The 22,047-nt window shown below is 52.4% G+C and carries 31 protein-coding genes; 12 read left to right on the top strand and 19 right to left on the bottom strand.

Annotation, left to right across the window (positions count from 1 at the left end; genetic code table 11):
* Positions 1-6 precede the first annotated feature (6 nt).
* The 4 genes from TON_RS00190 to TON_RS00175 all read left to right on the top strand — a co-directional run bounded on the left by TON_RS00190 (position 7) and on the right by TON_RS00175 (position 3,673).
* On the top strand, positions 7-1,134 hold the full coding sequence (locus TON_RS00190; RefSeq protein WP_012570995.1) for a sodium ion-translocating decarboxylase subunit beta: 1,128 nt from the start codon (positions 7-9) through the stop codon (positions 1,132-1,134).
* 83 nt (positions 1,135-1,217) lie between these two features.
* Positions 1,218-2,060, top strand: coding sequence for a CBS domain-containing protein (locus TON_RS00185; RefSeq protein WP_012570994.1), 843 nt, complete (start codon positions 1,218-1,220; stop codon positions 2,058-2,060).
* A 36-nt stretch (positions 2,061-2,096) separates the two neighbouring features.
* The gene (locus tag TON_RS00180) at positions 2,097-3,098 is read left to right on the top strand and encodes a homoserine dehydrogenase (RefSeq protein WP_012570993.1); all 1,002 of its coding nucleotides are present in this window, start codon (positions 2,097-2,099) and stop codon (positions 3,096-3,098) included.
* Between the two features lie 50 nt (positions 3,099-3,148).
* A complete protein-coding gene (locus TON_RS00175) occupies positions 3,149-3,673 on the top strand; it encodes an ASCH domain-containing protein (RefSeq protein WP_012570992.1) in 525 nt (174 codons plus the stop codon).
* On the opposite strand, the gene TON_RS00170 is transcribed toward TON_RS00175, so the two are convergent.
* The 9 genes from TON_RS00170 to TON_RS00130 form a co-directional block, all read right to left on the bottom strand.
* Positions 3,670-4,305, bottom strand: coding sequence for a ZPR1 zinc finger domain-containing protein (locus TON_RS00170; RefSeq protein WP_012570991.1), 636 nt, complete (start codon positions 4,303-4,305; stop codon positions 3,670-3,672). The two genes, TON_RS00175 and TON_RS00170, sit on opposite strands and share 4 nt — an antisense overlap.
* Before the next feature lie 69 nt (positions 4,306-4,374).
* Positions 4,375-4,773: a cell division protein SepF gene (locus TON_RS00165; protein WP_012570990.1), complete on the bottom strand. Its 399-nt coding sequence runs from the start codon at positions 4,771-4,773 to the stop codon at positions 4,375-4,377.
* A 52-nt stretch (positions 4,774-4,825) separates the two neighbouring features.
* Positions 4,826-5,122 (bottom strand): hypothetical protein, encoded by a 297-nt coding sequence (locus tag TON_RS00160; protein WP_012570989.1) that lies wholly within the window; start codon positions 5,120-5,122, stop codon positions 4,826-4,828.
* A gap of 40 nt (positions 5,123-5,162) precedes the next feature.
* Positions 5,163-5,972: an exosome complex protein Rrp42 gene (gene rrp42 / locus TON_RS00155; RefSeq protein ID WP_048055007.1), complete on the bottom strand. Its 810-nt coding sequence runs from the start codon at positions 5,970-5,972 to the stop codon at positions 5,163-5,165.
* 1 nt (position 5,973) lies between these two features.
* The gene (rrp41, locus tag TON_RS00150) at positions 5,974-6,723 is read right to left on the bottom strand and encodes an exosome complex exonuclease Rrp41 (protein ID WP_012570987.1); all 750 of its coding nucleotides are present in this window, start codon (positions 6,721-6,723) and stop codon (positions 5,974-5,976) included.
* Positions 6,720-7,490: an exosome complex RNA-binding protein Rrp4 gene (rrp4, locus tag TON_RS00145; protein WP_012570986.1), complete on the bottom strand. Its 771-nt coding sequence runs from the start codon at positions 7,488-7,490 to the stop codon at positions 6,720-6,722. The genes rrp41 and rrp4 overlap by 4 nt, the downstream gene beginning before the upstream one ends.
* Positions 7,487-8,197, bottom strand: coding sequence for a ribosome assembly factor SBDS (locus TON_RS00140; protein ID WP_012570985.1), 711 nt, complete (start codon positions 8,195-8,197; stop codon positions 7,487-7,489). Before TON_RS00140 ends, rrp4 begins: the two co-directional genes overlap by 4 nt.
* 11 nt (positions 8,198-8,208) lie before the next feature.
* Positions 8,209-8,991, bottom strand: coding sequence for an archaeal proteasome endopeptidase complex subunit alpha (gene psmA, locus TON_RS00135; RefSeq protein WP_012570984.1), 783 nt, complete (start codon positions 8,989-8,991; stop codon positions 8,209-8,211).
* 64 nt (positions 8,992-9,055) lie between these two features.
* Positions 9,056-9,292, bottom strand: coding sequence for a hypothetical protein (locus TON_RS00130; RefSeq protein WP_012570983.1), 237 nt, complete (start codon positions 9,290-9,292; stop codon positions 9,056-9,058).
* Between the two features lie 54 nt (positions 9,293-9,346).
* Between TON_RS00130 and TON_RS00125 the strand changes: the two genes are divergently transcribed.
* The gene (locus TON_RS00125; RefSeq protein ID WP_012570982.1) at positions 9,347-9,796 is read left to right on the top strand and encodes an HIT family protein; all 450 of its coding nucleotides are present in this window, start codon (positions 9,347-9,349) and stop codon (positions 9,794-9,796) included.
* Here TON_RS00125 and TON_RS00120 read toward each other — a convergent pair.
* Entirely contained in the window at positions 9,786-10,103 is a 318-nt protein-coding gene (locus tag TON_RS00120; protein ID WP_012570981.1) for a nucleotide pyrophosphohydrolase, read from the bottom strand. The genes TON_RS00125 and TON_RS00120 overlap by 11 nt on opposite strands.
* Before the next feature lie 9 nt (positions 10,104-10,112).
* Positions 10,113-10,400, bottom strand: coding sequence for a hypothetical protein (locus TON_RS00115; protein WP_012570980.1), 288 nt, complete (start codon positions 10,398-10,400; stop codon positions 10,113-10,115).
* 93 nt (positions 10,401-10,493) lie between these two features.
* Here TON_RS00115 and TON_RS00110 point away from each other — a divergent pair, with 93 nt between their 5' ends.
* From TON_RS00110 to iorA, 3 genes are all read left to right on the top strand, one after another.
* Complete coding sequence (locus TON_RS00110; protein ID WP_012570979.1) at positions 10,494-10,745, top strand: hypothetical protein; 252 nt, start codon at positions 10,494-10,496, stop codon at positions 10,743-10,745.
* A 72-nt stretch (positions 10,746-10,817) separates the two neighbouring features.
* Positions 10,818-11,027 (top strand): hypothetical protein, encoded by a 210-nt coding sequence (locus TON_RS10320; RefSeq protein ID WP_012570978.1) that lies wholly within the window; start codon positions 10,818-10,820, stop codon positions 11,025-11,027.
* 72 nt (positions 11,028-11,099) lie between these two features.
* Positions 11,100-13,016: an indolepyruvate ferredoxin oxidoreductase subunit alpha gene (gene iorA / locus TON_RS00105; protein ID WP_012570977.1), complete on the top strand. Its 1,917-nt coding sequence runs from the start codon at positions 11,100-11,102 to the stop codon at positions 13,014-13,016.
* Between the two features lie 433 nt (positions 13,017-13,449).
* Here iorA and TON_RS00100 read toward each other — a convergent pair whose 3' ends face one another.
* Together TON_RS00100 and TON_RS00095 are read right to left on the bottom strand one after the other, a co-directional pair.
* Positions 13,450-14,133 carry a DUF4152 family protein gene (locus tag TON_RS00100; protein ID WP_012570976.1) on the bottom strand — a complete coding sequence of 228 codons (684 nt, stop codon included), beginning with the start codon at positions 14,131-14,133 and terminating at the stop codon, positions 13,450-13,452.
* Positions 14,134-14,630: 497 nt separating this feature from the next.
* Positions 14,631-14,954: a hypothetical protein gene (locus TON_RS00095; protein ID WP_012570975.1), complete on the bottom strand. Its 324-nt coding sequence runs from the start codon at positions 14,952-14,954 to the stop codon at positions 14,631-14,633.
* A gap of 55 nt (positions 14,955-15,009) precedes the next feature.
* On the opposite strand from TON_RS00095, the gene TON_RS00090 reads away from it, so the two are divergent.
* Positions 15,010-16,056, top strand: a complete 1,047-nt coding sequence (locus TON_RS00090; protein WP_012570974.1) for an AI-2E family transporter — start codon at positions 15,010-15,012, stop codon at positions 16,054-16,056.
* On the opposite strand, the gene TON_RS00085 is transcribed toward TON_RS00090, so the two are convergent.
* From TON_RS00085 to TON_RS00065, 5 genes are all read right to left on the bottom strand, one after another.
* Positions 15,989-16,528, bottom strand: coding sequence for a nicotinamidase (locus TON_RS00085; RefSeq protein WP_012570973.1), 540 nt, complete (start codon positions 16,526-16,528; stop codon positions 15,989-15,991). The genes TON_RS00090 and TON_RS00085 overlap by 68 nt on opposite strands.
* A 61-nt stretch (positions 16,529-16,589) precedes the next feature.
* The gene (locus TON_RS00080; protein WP_012570972.1) at positions 16,590-17,312 is read right to left on the bottom strand and encodes an ABC transporter ATP-binding protein; all 723 of its coding nucleotides are present in this window, start codon (positions 17,310-17,312) and stop codon (positions 16,590-16,592) included.
* Positions 17,309-18,016: an ABC transporter permease gene (locus tag TON_RS00075; protein WP_012570971.1), complete on the bottom strand. Its 708-nt coding sequence runs from the start codon at positions 18,014-18,016 to the stop codon at positions 17,309-17,311. Before TON_RS00075 ends, TON_RS00080 begins: the two co-directional genes overlap by 4 nt.
* A gap of 39 nt (positions 18,017-18,055) precedes the next feature.
* Complete coding sequence (locus TON_RS00070; protein ID WP_012570970.1) at positions 18,056-19,096, bottom strand: substrate-binding domain-containing protein; 1,041 nt, start codon at positions 19,094-19,096, stop codon at positions 18,056-18,058.
* 120 nt (positions 19,097-19,216) lie between these two features.
* Complete coding sequence (locus TON_RS00065) at positions 19,217-19,615, bottom strand: DUF2240 family protein (RefSeq protein ID WP_012570969.1); 399 nt, start codon at positions 19,613-19,615, stop codon at positions 19,217-19,219.
* Positions 19,616-19,707: 92 nt separating this feature from the next.
* Between TON_RS00065 and TON_RS00060 the strand changes: the two genes are divergently transcribed.
* Genes TON_RS00060 through TON_RS00050 form a run of 3 tightly spaced genes read left to right on the top strand, consistent with a single transcriptional unit; the run spans position 19,708 to position 21,615 of the window.
* A complete protein-coding gene (locus TON_RS00060) occupies positions 19,708-20,094 on the top strand; it encodes a PaaI family thioesterase (RefSeq protein ID WP_012570968.1) in 387 nt (128 codons plus the stop codon).
* Positions 20,095-20,142: 48 nt separating this feature from the next.
* The gene (locus TON_RS00055) at positions 20,143-20,433 is read left to right on the top strand and encodes a PadR family transcriptional regulator (protein WP_012570967.1); all 291 of its coding nucleotides are present in this window, start codon (positions 20,143-20,145) and stop codon (positions 20,431-20,433) included.
* Positions 20,434-20,436: 3 nt separating this feature from the next.
* Positions 20,437-21,615: an MFS transporter gene (locus tag TON_RS00050; RefSeq protein ID WP_012570966.1), complete on the top strand. Its 1,179-nt coding sequence runs from the start codon at positions 20,437-20,439 to the stop codon at positions 21,613-21,615.
* Between the two features lie 54 nt (positions 21,616-21,669).
* Here TON_RS00050 and TON_RS00045 read toward each other — a convergent pair whose 3' ends face one another.
* A complete protein-coding gene (locus TON_RS00045; protein WP_012570965.1) occupies positions 21,670-21,885 on the bottom strand; it encodes a hypothetical protein in 216 nt (71 codons plus the stop codon).
* Positions 21,886-22,047 lie beyond the last annotated feature (162 nt).

The raw sequence follows: 22,047 nt of genomic DNA, 5'->3' as shown, positions 1-22,047 counted from the left end.
TGGAGAATGGCCGGACTGGAGCAGGCAATAATCGAATTCATCGAGAGCATGGGGCTTCTCCATCTAACTGTTGGCAATGTAATAATGATACTCGTCGGTCTGATACTCGTCTATCTCGCCATCAGATATGAGATGGAGCCCCTGCTCCTCCTCCCGATAGGCATAAGTGCCGTCATCGTCAACCTGCCGCTCACAGGCATAACCGACGAACCACATGGACTGTTCTATCTTATCCACCACTACCTCATAAGCACAGAGATAGTGCCACTGCTGATATTCTTCGGACTGGGGGCGATGACAGACTTCGGGCCGATGATAGCAGACCCCAAGACGGCTCTGCTCGGCGCTGCCGCTCAGATAGGTGTTTTCGTTGCTATGCTGAGCGCGGTGCTGCTCGGTTTCACCCTGCCTGAGGCGGCTTCGATAGGTATCATCGGCGGTGCCGACGGACCGACGACCATATACCTCACCACCAAGCTGGCTCCACACCTTCTCGGAGCGACTGCCGTGGCGGCTTACTCTTACATGAGCCTCGTCCCGCTTATCCAGCCGCCTATCATCAAGGCCATGACCAGTAAGGAGGAAAGGAAAATCAGAATGGAGCAGCTCAGACCCGTCTCCAAGAGGGAGAAGATAATGTTCCCCATAATCACTGCTATCGTCATCAGCCTCCTCGTTCCAAGCGCCGGGCCGCTCATTGGAATGCTCATGATAGGCAACCTCTTCAGGGAGAGCGGCGTCGTTGAGAGGCTGAGCAAAGCTGCCCAGGAGGAGCTAATGAACATCGTCACCATCTTCCTCGGGCTTGGCGTCGGCTCAACGATGAGGGCTGAGACTTTCCTCACGGCGAAGACCCTTATGATACTTGGCCTTGGTGTCGTCGCCTTCGCCTCTGCAACCGCTGGAGGAGTGCTCCTCGGGAAGATTATGATGAAGCTTAGCGGCGGCAAGATAAACCCGATGATTGGAGCGGCTGGAGTTTCGGCAGTTCCAATGAGCGCCAGGGTTGTCCAGCGCTTGGCGAGTGAGGAAGACCCAGGGAACTTCATACTCATGCACGCAATGGGTCCGAACGTCGCTGGAGTTATAGGGACTGCCGTCGTCGCCGGAGTTCTTCTCTCAGTTCTAGGCTGACCTTTTTCTTCAAATTTTTGATGAGCCTAATGAAAACCTTAAATAGGAGAAGGACGCTTTAACCTAAAGCGGTGGTGAAGAAAATGCGTGTAAAGACTTTGATGACCCCCGATCCAGTGGTCATAAAGCTCCCGGCCACGAGGGAGTATGCCCTTGACCTCTTCAGGAAACACAAAGTAAGGTCATTCCCCGTAGCAAACAGAGAAGGCAAGCTCGTTGGAATAATAAGTATCAAGCGTGTTATGCTCCATCCTGATGAGGAGCAACTGGCAATGCTCGTCAAAAGGGATGTTCCCACAGTGAAACCCAATGATGACCTTAAGAAGGCTGTCAGAGCTATGCTGGAGAGTGACTACAGACGCGTAGTGGTAGTTGATGACGATGACCATGTTCTTGGCATACTGACAGTAGGGGACATCGTGAGGCGCTACCTGTCCAAAAACGAGAAGCTGAGGAGCGTTACGATAGAGAAATACTACCAGAAGAACGTCGGCGTTGTCTGGCGTGGAACGCCGCTCAAGGCCGCTTTGAAGGCACTTCTCCTCTGCAACGCGATGGCTATCCCTGTCATAGACGATGACGGCAACCTCGTTGGAATGGTCGACGAGACTGACCTCCTCAAAGACAGCGAAGTTGTAAGGGTTATGAAGAGCACAGCCCTGGCTGCCTCCAGCGAGGAGGACTGGATACTCGAGAGCCACCCAACTCTGCTCTTCGAGAAGGCCGAGCTGCAGCTCCCGGAGAAGCCAGTCGAGGATATAATGAATCCCGAAGTTATCATAGCCACACCACACATGAGTGTCTACGAGGTCGCCCAGAAGATGGTTCAGTACCACATCGAGCAGCTGCCCGTTATAAGAGGTGAAGGCGAGCTTGTCGGCATCGTCAGGGACATGGATATCATAAAGGTCATCCTAAACAAGTGAACTCTTCTTTTTCCCAACATTTTAGCGGGTGTTTCTATGGAGGTAAAGCTCTCTCTTTTCGGCTTCGGAAACGTCGGTAGAGCCGTAGCGAGGGTTCTTCTCGAAAAAGAGACCTTCTTCAAAGAGCGATACAGCCTGAGCTTTAAGGTGGTTAGCATAGCCGACACGAGCGGAACGGTGTGGCTCCCGGAGAGCATCGACCTGAGGGAAGCGCTCACCGTGAAGGAGACCTTCGGAAAGCTCTCGGCATGGACTAACGACTACGAGGTTTACAACTTCACACCAAAGGAGGCAGTTCAGGAGATAGACGCAGACATCGTTATCGACGTGACGAACGACAAGAACGCCTACGGGTGGCATCTAACTGCTTTGAGAGACGGAAAGGCTGTCGTTACGAGCAACAAGCCACCGCTGGCTTTCCACTACGCGGAACTGATGGAAGAGGCCAATAAAAGGAGCCTTCCCTATCTCTTCGAGGCGACTGTGATGGCAGGAACCCCGATAATAACGCTCCTCCGACACGGGCTGAGGGGGGACACCGTGGAGAGAATTGAAGCCGTCCTCAATGCCACAACAACCTTCATCCTGAGCGAGATGGAGAAGGGGTTGGACTTTGATGATGCTTTGAAGGAGGCCCAAAAGTTGGGCATAGCGGAGCGCGACCCGAGCGGCGATATATTGGGCATCGACGCCGGCTATAAAGCGACCATCCTCCACTGCCTCGCCTTCGAGCCTATAACGTTTGATATGGCGAGTGTTAAGGGCATCGTCGAGGTAACGCCCGGAGAGATTGAAAGGGCAAAAGCGAAGGGCAAGACAATAAGGCTCGTCGCCACGGTTGAAGAGGGGAGGATCGTTGTGGGGCCTAAAGAAATCCCGAAGAACAGTCCGCTCGCAGTTGAAAGCCACGAAAACGCGGCAGTGATAAAAACCGACCTCCTCGGCGAGCTTGTGATTAAGGGTGCTGGCGCAGGGCTGAAGGAAACCGCCAGCGGGGTGGTGAGTGATATTGTTATGGCGGCGCTGATGATGCGCTGAACTACCCAAACCTTTTTTAGTCCTACCGGAAGCCTAACTCCGGTGAGCTCATGGAGCACGTGATAGCGCTCCACCAGGTCTACGGCGAGCTGATATTCAGAGGCCTAAAGACGGTAGAGCTGAGGAAGAGCAGAGCTTTTGGCGAGGGGGACATCGTTTTCCTCTACATAGCGCGCGGAAACCCCTACGAGCTGAGGGACACGCTAAGGAGGCTCGGCCTTCACGAGGAGCAGACGCTGACCAAGAGGGGAACCATCGCCGGTGGCTTCGAGGTTGGAGAAGTCATTAAGGCTGATCTTGAGACGCTCTGGGAGATGACGAAAGATACGAGCGGTTTAACTCTCGTTCACGGCGAGAACGGGAAGAAATGGCTTGGACAATACATCAGGGACTACGGCTACGCCTTCACCATAGAAAGACCCTTCCTTTTCAAGGAGCCAATGAGCAGGGAGGAGATGAAGGAGCGCTACGGAATCCACGTGGAGGGTATAATTCACCTGTCAAGAAAAACAAGGAAGCCCTGGGTAAGGGCTTTGATAGAAGACCTCCTCGCAAGGGAGGCAGTCTATCTTTAATCGGAGTCCTCCTTTTCTCCCGTCTCCTTCTCTGGATCAACGATGACGTACGGCCCAAGGCTGAGGCTCTCGATTTCCTCCTGTGTTAAGAGCCTGCTCCTGACCTTCTCGCCTATCAGTGCACTGTTGCCGAGGGGATCCATGATTTTAACCGTAAGCGGCTTTTTGCCCTCTCTGACGTCCTCGATGTACTGGAGTATTTCATCAACCTTCTTGACGGCTTCCTCGTCGCCCTCCTGCTTCCTGAAGTCCCTGGCCATGAGGAGAGTCTCCCTGACCCTTTCAAGCACTCCCTCGACGTTGCTGACAAAGCCTTCCGCGGCCGGACCGGGCTCTATCTTAACTCCTATCTCGTCGAGCTCTATGGTTCCGCTCTTGCTCCTGATAACGCGCGTGAAGAGATCCTTCTCCTCCTCCACCTTCATCGTGTAGAGCTTCGGCGGCCTGTCTTCAAGCATCATGACGTCGGCGTTCCTATAGCCGCAGCGGTCGCAGATTATCGTGGACTCCATGACCTTGCCGAAGTAAGGTATCTCGTGAACGTACTGCAGAGCCTTGAGCGTGCCTTTGCCGCCGCAGATAGGACAGTCACCGAGGCGAATCTCCTGAATCTCTCCCTCTCTCTCACTCATCTCACACCACCGAAGAATAGAACCCCTAAGCCCTTTATAAAATCATGGTATGGGAAAAAGAAAACCCCGTCACTTGGCTATCTTTATGTCCACAGGGGTCAAAATCAGCTTTATTTCGTGCTTGCAGATTTTAGCGGCCTGGCCGCCGAGGGCACTCACCATGCCCTTTATCTGCTCCGCGACCTTCTCAAGAACCTCCGGCTTGACCTCGAGCGGGGTGAGGTCGACTAAAACGATGTTGCCGTTCTGGAGCTCCTCTGAAATCCTCTCGAGGTCGGCGTAGCTGGTGACGACGATCTTCTTGAGGTACCTGACCTGGGGCTTGACTAGCTCCTTAGCAAGAACATCCTCCTCAAGGGGTACGACATCAATGTCACGCCTTGGAGCAGCAACCTCCTTCTTAATAGCAGTGGGTGGCTTCCTCTTGATCTTTTCGTCCTTCTTTTTGAGGCTATCAAACAATCCCATAACCTGTTCCCCCCAGTTAATCGTAAGGCTGGATTAATTTGGGCATTGGTGTTTATATCTCTTTCTGAAATTTGGAAGGCTCTTCTTCCTTCTGCAACCTGAGGAGACCAAAAACGCTCAGGAGGAATGTGGCAAGAGCAAAGACCAGAGGGACGTAGGTGTAAACATCCCACCCCCAGTTAAAGAAGGCGTTGTGGACCAGCCACACGGCCATGCCGAGTGCCCAGAGGGCGAGCGTGAGGAAGAGTTCCTTTTTCGAGTCACCCCTGAGGGCGAGCCTGAAGAACTGGATAATAAAGAGTAGAAACACGACGACCGCTATGCCGTTAACCAAAAGGGGCCCCTCCACAAACACCACCGGACAGTATGAAAACAAAAAAAGTAAAGGTTCACTCTGCTCCAACGGCCTCGAGAACCTTCTCCCTTATCTCTGCAGCCTTAGTGAGGGCAAGGTCTATGGCGTACATGACCTCTTCGAGCTTAAAGCTTCCGCCCTCACTCTTCTGGACGGATGATATCATACCGTTCTCGTCGGTGGTGATGGTTATCCTGCCGTCCATGACGAGTTCCTCGTCGAGATTAGGGTCAACGAGCAGATTTCCGCCGACCTTGGCTATTGTAACCGGAATCGGCATCTTGCTCACTGGCAGAGGCTCGTACTCGTCGAGTATCTGCACCTCGCCGCTCTCCTCGTCGTAGACCACCTTCGGCATCTTGGCGCTCATGAGCGCGGCGATAGCACCTATTCCGCTGGCGTCGAGCAGGTTACCGTCGTGGTCAAGGACGTGCACATCAATAAAGACGACACGGACGAGCTTGCCGGGAACTATGACGAGCTTCTCAAGCTCAACCGCTCCGCTCTCCCTTATACCCCTGTCAACAACACGCGCAAGCTCGATGGCCCTCTCGTCCGGTGGTCCAGGCTCGAAGCTCGGTGAAGCGAGTGGGACGAGCTCGACGTTAGTGGTTATTACTCCCTTCTCTGGAAGGTCAGGGAACGGCTCACCCATGTCAACCTTGATTCCAACTAGAACCTGGGTGTTTCCGAGCTTTACCCACGCTGAGCCCTCGGCCTTCTCGATGACGTTGATCTTGATCTCCAGATCGCGGTAGTCCTCCAGCGAGCGACCGTCAACGCGCTTGCCCTCTTTGAGGAGAGCGAGGATGTGGTCGCGCATTATGCTGGCCATAACTTCCATCTCACTCACCTCCACCGACCTCCTCTGCTATTTTGAGATACTTCTCCTTCAGCGCCTCGCGCTGCTTCTGGTAGACGGCCTTTGCACCCTTTATGGCGAGCCTCACAGCCTCTATGAACTCGTCTCTTGTGAGGTAACCGTCCATCTGGAGGAGTGTAATGTCGTTCTTGAGAGGCATTATGGCAACTGGAACGTCCGCTTCGCCGTAGTTGTCTTCCTCTTTATTGAGGTCGAGAACAATTTCGCCCTCTATCTTTCCGGCAGCACATGCAGCCACAAGGTCCCTCATAGGTATTCCAGCATCTGCCAGGGCGAGCGAAGCGGCGGTAATTCCTGCAACCCTCGTTCCAGCGTCAGCCTGGAGAACCTCAATGAATATGTCTATAGCGGTCCTCGGGAACATCTCGAGTATCAGGGCCGGCTCAAGCGCGCCCCTGATGACCTTACTTATCTCGACGCTCCTCCTGTCAGGACCGGGCTTTTTCCTCTCCTCCACACTGAAAGGTGCCATGTTGTAGCGGACGCGGAGGATTGCCCTGTCAGGCCTCTGGAGGTGCTTGGGATGAATCTCCCTCGGACCGTAGACGGCAGCCAAAATCTTGTTCTTACCCCACTCAACGTAGGCAGAACCATCGGCGTTCTTCAGCACGCCGACTTCCATCTTAATCGGTCTGAGTTCATACTTCTTTCTACCGTCTATTCTTCTTCCGTTCTCATCTATGAGCTTTAAATCCTCTGGCTTGCCCATCATTCTCCTTCACCTTCTCCAGCGGTTGGCTCTTCAATCTGGGGTATCTCCTCAATAACTCCCTGCTCCTTGAGCTCCTGGAGCCTGCTCATAAGGAGCTCCTTCACCCTGTCTGTGAGTCCCTGTGTGTGACTCTCCCTGTCAACTTTGAGAATAGCTTCGATAGCGAGTTTCTCAAGCTCCTCCTTCTTTCCGCTGACCCAGACCCATCCATTCTGGCCAACAATTATCCTCGTACCGGTTAGTTTCTTGATGAGGTTTATCATCGAACCGCCCTTGCCTATAAGTCTGGGCACCTTGGAGGGCGTTATCTTTACTATCTGACCCCCCCTGAGCGGTCCACCCTTGAATGGCATTCCCTTGGTGGTCAAGTCTATCTGGTTGATCTCGTTGTAGGCTTTTATCTTGGCGTAGATTATATCGCCTATGTCAAATATCTTCCTCAAGTCAGTCTTTAGGACGTCAATGCGCTCCTCAACGGCATCCTGAACGCGCAGGTTCGCCTGATAAGGTGCGCCGATGTCAACCGTCCAGTTGGAGAACTTGACGTCCACTATCTTCCCTATGACGTTGTCGCCAACCTCTGGTATGTAGGGGCCCTCAAGGGGGATAACCCTTATGGCATCTCCTCTGATCTCTACGAGCCCTACAACTGTCGAGTAAATCCTGTTCCCTTCCCTGAAGGTTCCTCTTCCACTCTTAAACGGCCCCTGGGCGAGTAAAGTCCCAGGGACAACCAGTTCCCTATTTTTTACAAAAATCCGCCTCATAGTCCCTTCCTCTCTACCAGTTTAGTTATCGCATTGCCCTTCGTGAGGGCGTTAAGCTTCTCATAAAACTCCTCCTCGACACCGCCGGGTATCTCGATGAGAAACATCCACGAGCCGTCGCTGGCCCACTCCTCGCGCTTTATGTTGCCAAACTTCCTGACCTCACCGTAGGCCCTGCCCACGTAGTCACCGGGTATCTTAACTGCGATGACCTTCATCTCCATCTTGAGCGGCAGTATGGGCCTTATCGCCTTAATGATGCCTGGAACCTGGGCCTCAGCATCCTTGAAGAGATCAACGTGGACACCTGCCTCCTCCATCGCCCTGAGGATTCTGTCAACCGGATGAGGGTAGCCAGTTCTTGGATCAACCGCATGCCTGTGAATGATTGTGGCAATATAGCGCCTCTTCTCCTCGAGCATCTGCCTCCTCTGCTCGGCGGTAAGCTGGACGTCTCCCTTGCGAAGGATTATCTTAGCGACCTCGTAGGGGTCACTTGTGCCGAATATTTTCTCCATCTCGTGCTCACTAGCTTTATCGCCCTTGTGGGCGTCCTTAAAAACGTAGGGAGTGGCAAGAATCTCCTCTATCGGGACGTCCTTGCCCTCCTTGAAGTCTCTGGCTAGATAAGGGTCAACTAGTATCTCAAAGGTCTCGCCATGGGTCTTAAGACGGGCGATGACTGCCTTATCGACGCTTATTGGCATCGCCCGCCACCTCAGTAGTTGCTGTCGAGCTCTGAATAATCCTCTTCCTTCTCCTCGACTTCCTCCTCCTTGATCTCCTCGAGGATCTCGCCGAGATACTTAGCGACCTCTTCTTTGTCCATTTTCTTCCAGCGCTTGTCCTTCATGGTTATGTACGCCACCTCTATGCTCTCCGGGCTCGGCTCCTCGAGGGTCTTTGCCAGGGCGAGGATAGCCAGCTTTATCGCGCCCTCCATATCAAGGTCGTCGCTATAGTGGTCTTCGAAGATGGCCATGGCAGTGTTCCTGCCGCTGCCTATCGCCACTGCTCTCCACTCAAAGTACGCTCCACTCGGATCGGTTTCGTAGAGCTCGGGCTTATCGTTGACACCTGCCATGAGCAGGGCCGCACCAAAGGGCCTCACACCGCCGTACTGGGTGTGGGCCTGCTTGAGGTCACAGATCTTCTTCACCAGAACGGTGAGCGGAACTGGTTCTCCGTAGGTTAGACGATACACCTGGGCTTCCAGGCGGGCTCTGTCAACGAGAACACGAGCGTCGGCAATTATACCGCTTGGAGCGGCAGCTATATGGTCGTCTATCTGGAATATCTTCTCGTAGCTGCTCGGCTCTATGAGCTTGCTGGTTATCCTCTTCTCGACAGCGAGAACAACACCTTCCTTCCACTTAACTCCTACAGCGGTAGCACCACGCTTCACTGCCTCCCTCGCGTAGTTCACCTGGAAAAGCCTTCCATCAGGGCTAAAAACTGTAATAGCCCTGTCATAACCTGCCTGCGGTGGCACAAACGCCATTTTACATCACCCCTATGGATTATCGCGATATCTCCTACTCTCTTTGGGATAATTCTCGGACGGCCTAATTAAGCTTTTCTATTTTTCCTCCAAACGCCAACAGGGCCATCTTTCTGGCGGTTCTCTTTGCCATCTCCAGTGGCAGGAAAGCGAAGAGGAATATCACAACCGCCAGGACAAGGGAGGCACTCCTGCCAATGGGCTGGAATATCATGAGCGCGAAAGCGACTAGCATCATGACCAGGCCTAGAGCCAAAAACCTCTGGTACGTTCTCTTTAGGATTTCCATAGTTTCCTCCATCTCACCACCGAGGGGTTTTTATTGCAAGGCAGTTTTAAGCCTTTGGTGTTGGGCATGAACTGTCCGTTCTGCAATCCAAGCGCTGAAGTCATCCTCTATGAAGACGGGCTGATCAGGATACTTATCGACTCATATCCAGCGAGCAGAGGCCATCTCCTTGTCGTTCCAAAGAGGCACGTCGAGCACTGGGAAGAACTGACGGAAGAAGAAAAGACCGCACTGGTCAACGGTATAGACCTTGCGATGGAAGGGTTGAAGAAGGCGCTCAAGCCTGATGCATTCAACATCGGTATGAACCTTGGGAGAGCAGCAGGACAGACGGTTCCCCACCTTCACATGCATGTGATTCCAAGATGGGAGGGAGACTGCAGGCACCCGCGTGGCGGCGTCAGAAAGGCGGTCCTCGATCTGGAAGACGAGAACTTGAACTTGAGAGAGCGGTGGAAGAAGAACAGACTGAATAGGGAGGAGATGGAGGGTCTGAGGAAAGCGTTCAAGCTTTAACAGGATACTTCTCTTCGTTCTTCTCCAGCTTTCTTTTGACGGCCTCGTCGAGGTCTATTCCAAGCTCGTGGGCGAGGAGTGTAAGGTAGATTATGACATCCGCAATCTCGTCGGCTATCGCTTCCCTTTTGGTTGGGTTCTCGGCGAGTTCAAGAATCTCCTCGTCGGTTTCCCACTGGAAGTGCTCCAAAAGTTCGCCGAGCTCAACCACTGCCGAGATGGCGAGGTTTTTGGGCGTGTGATACTTCGCCCAGCCTCGTGCATCACGGAAGACCACAACCTTTCTCTCCAGCTCTCCGAAGTCCATGAAACCACCTCAGTAGACGTGGGCGTCGGTGTTTCTCAGCAACTCAAGCATCTTTAGGAACTCCCTGAGCTCTTCCTCGGAGAAGTGGTTCTCCGCCTCATCCTCCGGGTCGAATTTGCTTAGGTATTCTCTGGCCTTCATTAGGTCATCAAGATCCTCCTGAAGCTCTAAAGCGCGCTGGGTGAACTCATAGCTCGTGTGCGGGCTCTCAAAGGCCCTGTTCTGGTTGGCTATTATGGCAATCTTAACGTTGGCTATCGTTTCGTCGAGCAGTTGGATGAGTTCTCCAATCTTCATTTCCACCACGTTGAGACTTTCTCAGCCAGAATATTTAAGCTTCTCCCGGAAGGTTCTTACGCAATAGCCGAGGAAATGTTTATGGTGAGACCTATGGACTTCGACCTCTTCATGGAGAGGTACGGGCATAAAATACTGTTCGGAATCTTTGGAGCTGTGCTTCTTGTAATAATAGGTACCCTTCTGGCATCGTTCTACCTGCTGTTCAGGTTCCTTGGATACTTTGCCGCTGGCCTGGTAATCGTGTTTTTGATAACCTACGCCTTCACAGTAAAGAGACGCGTCATGGACGCCCAGGCGCAGGCCCACGCCAAGTACTTCTACGACGACAGGAGGAAGCGTTAGGGGAAGAAAGATGGATCTTGGTCTCTTCATGGAGAGGTATGGATATAAGCTCCTTATGGTCTTTATGGCCTCGTGGTCATCGGAATAATCGGAGCACCCGTGGTCTTGATGGCCATCGGCCTTAAGGCGGACATCACCTCAGTGGCCATTGTAATACTCCTCCTATTCCTGCTGGGTGTCGCTATCTTTGCCTTCTCAAGCGGCCGTCAGAGCATCAGCAATACATTCACTAGGACACCCAACAGGGCATTCTACGGAAAGGAGGAAAAAGGAGAAAAGTGACTTTCGAAAATTTTTCGATTTTTACAGGTACTTTTCTGAGCATAGAGTTTTAACCCTCGGCACAGATAGCATATGGTGGTCATCGTGGAGACGGTTAAGGCTTATCCTTCTGATTTAGTCAAGTCCAAAGCCAAGAAACGTGAGAAAAAGCTTCTCATGGGAAACGAGGCGATAGCCTACGGTGCCCTTGAATCGGGCGTCGTCTTCGCAACTGGTTACCCAGGAACCCCCTCAACCGAGGTCATCGAGACAATTGCCCATCTCAAGCCAGAAGTCTTCGCCGAGTGGGCGCCCAACGAAAAGGTTGCCCTTGAAGAGGCGGCGGGTGTTGCCTACACCGGCCTGAGGGCACTCGTCACGATGAAATGTGTTGGTCTCAACGTTGCAGCCGATCCCCTTATGAGCCTCGCCTACTCCGGTGTTGAAGGGGGTCTTGTAATCCTCGTTGCGGATGACCCCGGCCCGCACACCAGCCAGACCGAGCAGGATGACAGATATTATGGAAAGCTCTCGCTTCTCCCAGTTCTTGAGCCCGCTGACCCGCAGGAGGCCCACGATTTAATCATCTACGCCTACGAGCTGAGTGAGCGCCATAAAGTCCCTGTCATCTTCAGGACGACGACGCGCGTGAACCACACGACGGCCGATGTCGAGGTTGGAGACTTTGTGGAGCTGAACAGGGAGCCGAAGTTCAAGAAGGACATAGAGCGCTATGTAAGGGCAAGCATGGATGGCAACAGGAAGAGGCATAAGTGGCTTAACGAAACGCTGAGAAAGATCGAGGAGGAGTTCAACTCGATGCCCTTCAACTGGGCCGAGGGAGAGGGAAGGATTGGAATAATCGTCGAAGGAGCACCCTACAACTACGTGAGGGAGGTTCTACCCAAGCTCGACGGTGACTTCAGGGTTCTCAAAATCTCAACGCCTCACCCGCTCCCCAGGAAGCTGGTCGTTGACTTCCTCAAAACGGTTGACTTCGCAATAGTCATTGAGGACGGCGCTCCCTTCCTCGAGGAGGAGGTTAAAATAGCGGCCTATGAGGCCGGCCTGAACGTGCCAATCTACGGCAAGAGAACTGGTCATCTGCCCCTTGAAGGTGAATTGAACCCGAGCCTGGTCAGGAACGCCCTGCTGAATCTCCTCGGCAGGAGAGCTGAAGAGTACACTAAGCCCGATGAGGTCGCTTACGCCGAGAGCCTTGCCCCGAAGAGGCCTCCGGTCATGTGCCCCGGCTGTCCACACAGAGGCTCATACAGGGCTGCCCTTGATGCCCTGAGAGACCTTAAGCTCGGCCGCTATTCGGTTCCCATACACGGTGACATAGGCTGCTACGCTCTATCGCTTCTCCCGCCGCTTGAGGCTATCTGGACCGAGTTCGTCATGGGCGCGAGCATAAGCCTCGCCAACGGCCAGAGCGTGGCAATGAAGAAGAAAATCATAGCGACGATCGGAGACTCTACCTTCTTCCACAATGGAATCCAGCCTCTGGTCGATGCAGTCTACAAGAACCTCGACGTTCTGGTGATGATACTCGACAACAGGACAACGGCAATGACCGGCCACCAGCCGCATCCAGGAACGGGGGGAAGTGAAACCGACAGGAAGTTCAACGAGATTGATATCGAGGCGCTCGTCAAGGCTCTGGGCGTCAAGTACGTCAAGACTGTTGATCCCTACGACCTCAAGGCGACGAGAGAAGCGATAAAGGAAGCGATGCAGGTTGAAGGGCCGGCCGTGATAATAGCCAGACGGGAGTGTGTTATTCCGGTCATAAGGCGCGGGGAGATCGGCGAGATACCACTCGTCGTCGAGGAGAAGTGCACTGGCTGCAAGGCGTGCATACTCCTGACGGGCTGTCCAGCTCTAGTCTACGACCCAGATACCAACAAGGTGAAAATCGACGAGCTCCTCTGTACCGGCTGTGGAGTCTGCAACCAGCTCTGTCCGTTCGACGCAATAAAGTTCCCGAGCGAGCTGGGAAAGAGCTAATACCACCCGTACTTCCAGCCACTTTTCTTTCTCTTCTCGCTTTTTCTACTTCATCCGAAACAATCGCGTTGAAGAGCCAGAGTATATTAGCGTTAGGAAAAAGCCGATGAACGCTCCGAGCTGCTCGTCAATCTTAGCAAGAGCCCATATTACCGCAAGCAGGAGAAAGCCAGCTTGAATGCAGCTTTCCTTATGTGCCTCCAGTTCTCCGGTCAAAGGCAGTCAGAGCCTCCTGTCTCGAGAACATGTTGTGGATGAACCAGTAGAGCCCACTGGACATAATAGATGACCAGACCAGTGGAGAGAGTATCAAAACTGTGTATACAGCAGGGACAATCCAATAGACCAAGCTCTCACCCGTTGGGGATTGGTCATGAATCTACTAAGCGTTCCGGTCGTAAAAAATTGCCTAAAGATTATAGTGAGTAAGGCTTTACTCCTTCCAAACCTCCAGAACCATAAACCTCCTCACAAGCGGGTTCGGGTAGAGCTCCCAGCCGATACCGTCTGTATCCGCTTCAACCTCTCCGTAGAGACCACCTTCTCTCGGGTCGAGGCTTTCACCGCGTATCTTCCCGGAGAGTAGTTCAACCTCCATATACCTCGGCAGGCCGACCATGACCCTGCCGTTCTCTCTCGCGTAGTCAATGGCCCACTTGGCGGTGTATATTCCTGAGAAAATCTCCGCTATCCTGACCGGGACACTCGACTTTCCGATGGCGAGAATTTCTATGCCTGTGTCTTCCCAGAATTTCTTCGCGAGGGGCTGAAGGTCCTTCCTCAGCTCGTGCCATACTGCCTTTCCTCTCTCGGTTATCGTCAGTGCATCGATGGTGACATCGTCGAGCTTTCTTACCTCTATCCCACCGAGTGTAGAGTCGAGGTGAATAACGTCGGGCTTGACTTTCTTTGCCAGCTTTACAGCAAGAAATGCCTCATCCTTCACGGCCTGTCTGCCGCTCATGTCGTAATTGAAGGGATCAGCGTACTTGACTATGCTGAGCGTTGCCGTCCTGTATGGCTTCTCAACGAGAACCGCGACCGTGGCGATAAGTCCGACGGGTTCATACTCCTCCGTGAGAAGTGCACCTCCCGTGTCAGCAGCGACTATCCTCATGGCAACCACCGTTAAGCACCAATTACCAATATACTCCCGATATTACAAGATCTAGGTGACAGTGTTGAATGGGTCAGCTGATGTAGTTTATGAAACTTTGGGTTCGTACATAGATGCCCTGTGCGATGCGATTTACATTGGGGCTGCTAGGGGCAAGCAATCCTCTACAATGGGAGAGCTTACCCGCTAACACCAATAGAGAGACCGCTCCCATTTTTGAGTGTATTCTATGTGGACGGGATGCTGGAGGTAACAGAGGTGCGAATAGAAAAAGAACCATGCTTTTCTCATCAAAATGTGCCCCCCAAGGATTGATGTGTACAGGCTGGATTACACCGTGGAGCTTATTTTTCATCCATCCGGAGGGGTGTGATTATGGTCACGCTCTACACGAACACGGGACTGGCAAAAACCCCTGAAGGTGCGATAAGAGACTGCAGAATTCACAAAGGAAAGAGGAAAAGATTCTCTCGTCGAGGGTCAGCCGCTGAGTCTCATCACTTCTCAGAACTCGGCAAAGTCATCATCCCTCTGAGCCTTTCCACGTCCTCCCTTAAAGCGCTTACCATTTCTTCATCAAAGCTCGTGATTCCGGAGTAGCGCTTTATGACTTCATGAACCTCAGGATACCTGCTCTCCAGCATTCCCATTAGTTCTCCAGCGGGCAGGAGCATGCCCGTGTCGCGGTAAACAAAATAGGCGCCTATCGCGTAGAGGGCATCTATATAGGAGTTGTAGGCCATATCAAAGCGTCTCTCGGACAGGTAATACTCAGCACGACCCATGTAAGCCGAAATCTTCTCAATAAACTCCTTTTCCATTTCTCCCACCACGCAGAGTTTATAAGGACGGACTTAATAAATCTGTCGAGGGCTTATGAGGGCGGAGATAATCGCGTGGGCCACAACGGTCTTGGTCATAATCTACATCGCCTGGGAAGTCGTCAGTCCGCTCATCACGCCAATATTCTTCGGCCTCGTTCTGGCTTACGCAGTCTATCCTATCCACAAGAGACTAATCCCAGAGCTCGGCGAGGCAAGGTCGGCCTTCCTGCTGACGGTCGGAATGGTGGGTCTTGGGGGCACTATAACGGCGGAACTTATAATGATCTCCGCCCAGGTTGCTGCATCGTTCTACTACAACGTCGTCGACTTCTTCAACTGGATACTAGCCCAACCGCTTCCCTCAGAAGTTCTTGACTTCATCAGGAACTTCTCAGGAGAATTCATACCCAAACTTTCCGAGTATCTATCCAAACAGGCCTTTTCACTCCCCATGTACCCCCTGCAGCTGTTCATCTTTCTCTTCACATTCTACTACGCCCTGGCAAACTCAACGAGTATAATCGAGCAGATACAACTTTCCCTCCCCGAGAAAAACCGGCACCTCGGCGAAGAGATACTCCAAAGCGTAAGCAAAACACTGGGTGCCCTGGTTAGGGCGTGGCTCCTCCTCAACGTTGCCAAGGGAGTGCTCATGACCTTCGGCTTCATAATCTTCGACGTTTCAGATATTTACACCGCTATAGTGGCAGGCTTTCTTACGTTCCTCTTCAGCTTCGTGCCCCTCTTCGAAGGCTGGATGATATGGCTCATTGCCGCCGCTTACTTCGCTAAAGAGGGAATGTACCTCCACGCTGCCGGCATCTCTCTCTATGGGTTCTTCCTCGTCTCCCCGATGCCTGACTACATTATAAGGCCGCTGATAGTGGCCAAGGACACGGATCTCAACGAGACGCTCGTCTTCATCGGAATGGTCGGTGGCACGTGGGCAATGGGAATAAAAGGGCTGATAATAGGACCTATAGTCCTCAACCTTCTTCTGACGCTCCTAAAAGAGTGGAAGAGAGTCATAGCTAGGAAAGGACCTTCACACCAGCCTGCTCCAACTCCCTCAAAGCATTCTCCTCATCCTCAGGATTGATGCCCCTAACGGCATCGCGTAGGAGATAGGTCTCAAAGCCGTGCCTGACCGCGTCGAGGGCCGTGGCTTTAACACAGTACTCCGTTGCCACACCGCAGACGTAAACGCGCTTTACACCCTTCTCCTTCAGGATTTCAGCCAGGTTGGTCCCTTCGAAGCCGGAGTAGGCCTCCTTATCCGGATCGGCCGCCTTCGAGATTATCACTGCATCTTCAGGAAGTTCAACAACGAACTCGGCACCAGGCGTGTTCTGAACGCAGTGCTTCGGCCAGGGACCTCCCTGATCCATAAAGCTGATGTGATCCTCAGGGTGCCAGTCCCTCGTGGCAACTATCAGAGCCCCGCGTTCCTTGAACTTTCTGATGTACTCGTTCACCCTCGGGATGATTTTGTCACCATCCGGAACGGGCAGGGCTCCTCCAGGCATGAAATCCCTCTGCATGTCCACAACTATCAAGGCATCCTCAGGCATGTCAACCACCAGTTAACATTTCGAAAAACACATTAAAAACAGTTCGCGTAATAAGTGAACTTCAGAAAAGCTCACCGTTGATGAACTTCCTCGTTAGCTCATTTTTGGGTTTCTCGAAGATTTCCCTTGTATTCCCAATCTCAACAATCCGTCCGGAATACATGTGGGCAATCCTGTCCGCGAGCCTCTTGGCCTGGAACATGTTATGAGTAGAGAAGACTATTGTGGTCCCGTTTTCCTTAGCAATCTTCCGGACTATGTCCTCTATTATGGTGGAGTTCGTCGGATCCAGATTGGCAGTTGGTTCGTCCATCAGGAGGAGTTTTGGCTCCAGCACTATCGCCCTCGCTATGGCCACTCTCTGCTTCTCGCCACCCGAGAGGGTCTTTGCCTTTCTGTGCTCGTACCCCTCAAGCCTCACAAGCCTCAGAACTTCTTCCACCCTCCTCTTGATCTCGGCCATTGGATAACCCCTCAGCATCAGGCCATAGGCTATGTTCTTGAAGACTGTGGTGTTGAACATCACCGGCGTCTGGAACACCATTGTTATTTCCTTTCTGATACTTCCCGGCCGGTTCCAAGAAACTCTGACCCCATCGAAGTAGTACTCACCGGAATCTGGCCGTTCAAGCAGGGCAAGAACCCTCAGGAGGGTCGTCTTTCCTGCACCACTGTGGCCCATAACGCAGAATATCTCACCTTTCATGATTTCAAGACTGACGCCGTCAAGAGCCCTTTTTCCATCATAGGCCTTGACAAGGTTTAGAACCCTAACAAGGCTCATGCCAACCACTTCCTCACGAAGTTCGATAGAAGGTTCACGGTAAGGACTATGCCCATCAGGATTATGCCCAGCGCTATGGCTATGCTTACCTCAGCCCTGACCGTGTACATCTGTATAGCCGTCGTCAGGACGCGGGTATTGTAGACGCCGCCCTTTACGTAGATGTTTCCGCCTATCATGAGCGCTATACCGAGTTCGGATATTGCCCTGTTGAAGGCCGCTATTATCGCCAGGACTATCCCCCCGATGCTCTCCCTGACGACTTGTAAGGAAGCCCTAATCTCATCGGCACCAAGGGTTAAAGCAAGCTCTCTTATTTCACCCTCAATGGATTCCAGGGAGCTCACGACTATGCTCATGATTATCGGAGTGATCAGCAGAGCCTGGCCGATGCTTATTCCCATCTCGGTATAGAGCAGGCCCAGTGAGCCTAGTGGGCCGAGTGGAACGAACATAAGGTACAGCACCAGCCCCCAGATGACGGTGGGAACTCCCATGAGGCCGTTTATCAGTGTCTTCACGAGCCACTTACCCGGAAAGTCCCTGAGTCCAAGCAGAACCGAGAGTGGCAAAGACCAGACAACGGCAATGAGAGTAGCCATCCCAGAGACCTTGATTGAACGGAGGGCTATCTCAATGACGTACGGGTCATCTATCAGTTTGATGGCCTCTGAAAATCCCTGGATTATGTAGTCCCATGCCATAGCTCATCCACCCAGAGATGGAAATAGAAAATAAAAGGCTTAGCCTTCCACGACCGAGGCAGGGAACTCGAAGAAGTCGTAGGTAGGCTTGTACCTGAACTTCTCAGGGCACTCGGTGTACTTGTCGCCGTCCTTCATGAAGCCGTACTTGAGTATCCACTTGAAGACGTCTCCCTCCTGGCTCTTAAGGACCGGAACCGCTGGGTAGAATAGAGGTCTTCCGAATTCGTCCTTTCCGTACTCAGCTATTGCCTTCTGGCCCTCCTCTGAGGTCAGCCACTCAGCGAGGAGCATCGCGCCTTCAAAGTCCTTGCCCGGTATCTTTTCAGGATTAATGATGATTATAGCGTAGACGTTGATAAGCTCTTCACCCTTGTCGACGAGGACATCGAGGTTTATCTTGCCTTCCTTCTGGTACTTGAGGTATGTACCGATGTCGGAGAGAGTGTAGGCATTTCTCTCGCTGGTGTAGAGAAGGGTGTTACCCATTCCAGAACCAGTCGTACCGAACCAGCTCTCGTTCTTTAAAGCTTCAAACTCAAAGCCAGCATTCTTCCAGAGAGCTATCTCCTTGGTGTTGGTTCCGGAACCATCATCTCTTGAGACCCAGACGAGCTGGTCAGGATGTGCCCTTCCGTACTCGACTATCTTTTTCAATGCCTCAGTAACGCTGAGCCCTCTTATTCCAGCCGGGTCGTCCTTGGGGCCGACGATGACAAAGAAGTTGTAGGCGAAAACCTTCCTGTTAACGCCGTAGCCCTCTTCCATAAAGGCCTGCTCCTTCGACAGAGCGTGAACGAGGATAGCGTCACTGGCACCGCTTTTAGCGTCGAGTATCGCCCCACCGGTTCCCTTAGGAATGAAACGGAGCTCTATATTGTACTTTTCCTTGAAGATTGGCGCGACCACATTCTCAAGAATTCCAGTATCGTAGAGGCTGGTTGTTGTTGAAATCGTCAAAACCTTGGGCTTCTCGGAGACAGTGCTTGTTGTGCTGGTGTTCGTGTTACTAATACAACCATAGGAAAACCCAACAAAGAGGAACACCAGTAGAGCCAACAGCTTTATCTTCTTATTCATAATGCCCCCACCGTTAGCTGGACGAAGGCCAATCTTATAAACATTTTTGTCCATATTAAACTGACTTGTTTAACAACATCTGCATCCTGATTTCTATAACGTGAGTCGAAAAGAGAAAACCTAGAGCTCAAGCCTTTCCCTGAACTTTGCCATGTCCACTCCCTTATCCATACCAAAGAGATACGCCAGAACCTTCTCGTCAAGGTCACCGTAGCGCTCGCGCATAGTTTTGATGCCTTCGAGAACCTCCTCCCGTTCCCAGCCGAGGGACTTCGCTATGTATTCAACCATCTCGTTGAAGAGGTCTTCACTGGCCTCTTCCTCTTCTAACAAGACCTCGTTTACAACCAGCTTTCCTTCCCTCTCCTCAAGGAGACCACTCTCGATGGATTTCTCTATGAGCTCCTTCGTGGCTTTAATGTCCATGAGCCTGAGGCTGAAGGCGATGATTCCAACGAGTTCGCTCCTCGTGAACTCAACCGAGCCTTTATACTCGACGGCGCGCTTCAGCGGGTGCACACAATCACCTAACGTTTTTAGGGCGTTGGAATAGATAAACCTTTGCCCGTTAGAGGTTTAAACGGTGAAGAAAATTTAGAGTGGTGATGGTCGTGGAGCAGAGAACGCATATTCTAACCTCTGAGACCCTTGTGGGGAAGCCCGTTAAGATTGAAGAAGGCTATGCAGAGGTCGTTCTTCAGACGACGGACGAGATGAAGGTCGACGAGTACGGACTGGTTCATGGAGGCTTCACCTTCGGGCTTGCCGATTACGCGGCCATGCTCGCTGTAAACGAACCGACCGTTGTTCTCGGAAAGGCCGAAGTGCGCTTTTTGAAACCGGTCAAAGCCGGCGAGAGACTCCTCGCTAAGGCCTCTCTGGTGGAGGATCTGGGCAAAAAGAAGCTCGTGAAAGCCGAAGTGTTCAACGAGAAGAACGAGAAGGTCTTTGAGGGAACCTTCCACTGCTACGTCCTTGAGAAGCACGTCCTCGAGTGACAAAAATTTTTTAAATCTCAATATCGGATTTCGATATCGGTGTTCGATATGAAATACCGCGACTTCTTGACTCTACACGTTCTCCACCACGCAGAAAGGGAGCCAATAACCGGTTCTTTCATGATGGAAGAGCTCAAAAGACATGGCTATCACATCAGCCCGGGCACGATATACCCCCTTCTGCACGGCATGGAGGAAAGCGGGCTCCTAAAGAGCCACTGGGAAGTGCGGGACGGAAGGCGCGTCAGGGTCTACGAGATAACTCCGAAGGGAAAGAAAGCCCTCGAAGAGGGCAGGGAACGAGTTAGGGAGCTGTGCAGAGAACTCCTGGAGGAGTGAAATATGGGGGAGAAGGAAAAGAAAATCTTCGGCGTTAGCCGGAACGTCTTCCTGCTCGGGATCGTCAGCTTCCTCAACGACATGAGCAGTGAGATGATAGCACCGGTAGTACCAACTTATCTGACTGAAATCCTGGGAATTAGCAAGGTCGTGAGCGGCTCGATAATGGGCCTCATCGAAAGCCTGAGCTCGCTGTTTAAAGTACTTTTCGGCTACTTCAGCGACCACTTTAGAAAAAGGAAGCTCTTCGTGGCCTTCGGCTACCTGTTCTCCACCATCGCCAAGGGGGCCCTTGCATTCGTCCACTCGTGGTGGGACTTTGTAACCCTAAGGGTTCTCGACAGGGTAGGCAAAGGAATAAGAACCGCACCAAGAGACGCGCTCATTGCCGAATCCAGTGAGAAGGGGAAGACAGGCAAGTCCTTTGGCTTTCACAGAATGATGGATACGCTTGGAGCTGTTGCCGGACCGCTGGCGGCGATAGCGATTCTGGAGCTGCTCAAAAGCCTGCCCCTAGAAACCGCCTACCGCTATCTCTTCCTGCTCTCGGCTATTCCAGGCTTAATCGGAGTCGTTATCGTCATACTGCTGGTCAAAGACAAAGGCGGCGAGGTAAAGAAGAAGGTAAAGGGCATCTCGGCACTCAAATCCAGAAACCTGCGCCTCTTCCTCGTCGTGGTTGCCATCGGCGCCCTCGGCAGGTACAGCTATGCCTTCACACTCTGGAAGGCAGAGGAGCTCGGCTTCTCAGTCGTTCAGGGACTGGGCTTTTACGCGCTCTTCAACCTAATCTACGCTCTCTCAGCCTATCCCCTCGGAACCTACTCGGACACCTTCGGAAAGAAGAGGATGATAGCCCTCGGTTTCGGAATAGCGGCCCTGGCATCGCTGGCCTTCGCATACGCGAGGGACTTCTACACACTCATAGCAGCCTTCGTGCTCTATGGCCTCTACATAGCCATCGAGGACACCATACCGAGAGCCTACATGGCTGACTTAGCGGAGGAATTCGAGAAGGGGACAATCATAGGCGCATACCACACTGTCTTTGGTGTCTTTGTCTTTCCAGCCTCGGTGATAGCAGGCTGGCTGTGGCAGAACTATTCACTGACCTACTCGTTCATCTTCGCGGCGCTGATGAACGCGATAGCTATGGTTCTGATGGCGTTTGTGAGGGAGTAGCCTCGTTTCATTTTTACCTTGCAGAAAAGCCGGGAGAAGAGAAGAACAGCAAAATCAAGCCCCAAGCTTCTCGAGCTCTTCCTTTCCTATGAGAAGCGGCCTCTCAGCCTCTATAACGTAGCTCAGCTCCCAGAGAACTTCGCCTTTGTTCATGGCCCTGGCGTAGCGCTCGGCCATCTCCTCGGCCTCTTCAAGTGAGTTAGCCTCGATTATCCTCCTGACGTACCATTTCCTATCTCCAAAGCGAAGCTTGAACTCCGCCATGTACATGGGCACCACCGCAGGTAGGTGGGGGACAAACTTTAAAACGTTCACCCTAATTATAGTCAGTGGTATAAAGCAACTTGGAGGAAGGAGTAATGAAGGGTCATGCCCTTTTTCTTGCCCTCCTAGCGATGCTGCTTATAACTCCACCAATCCTCACCACTTCAG

This window comes from Thermococcus onnurineus NA1 (assembly GCF_000018365.1).
Lineage (GTDB): Archaea > Methanobacteriota_B > Thermococci > Thermococcales > Thermococcaceae > Thermococcus > Thermococcus onnurineus.
The sequence above is the reverse complement of the archived record's forward strand: the minus strand, read 5'-3'. Positions and strand labels throughout refer to the sequence as shown.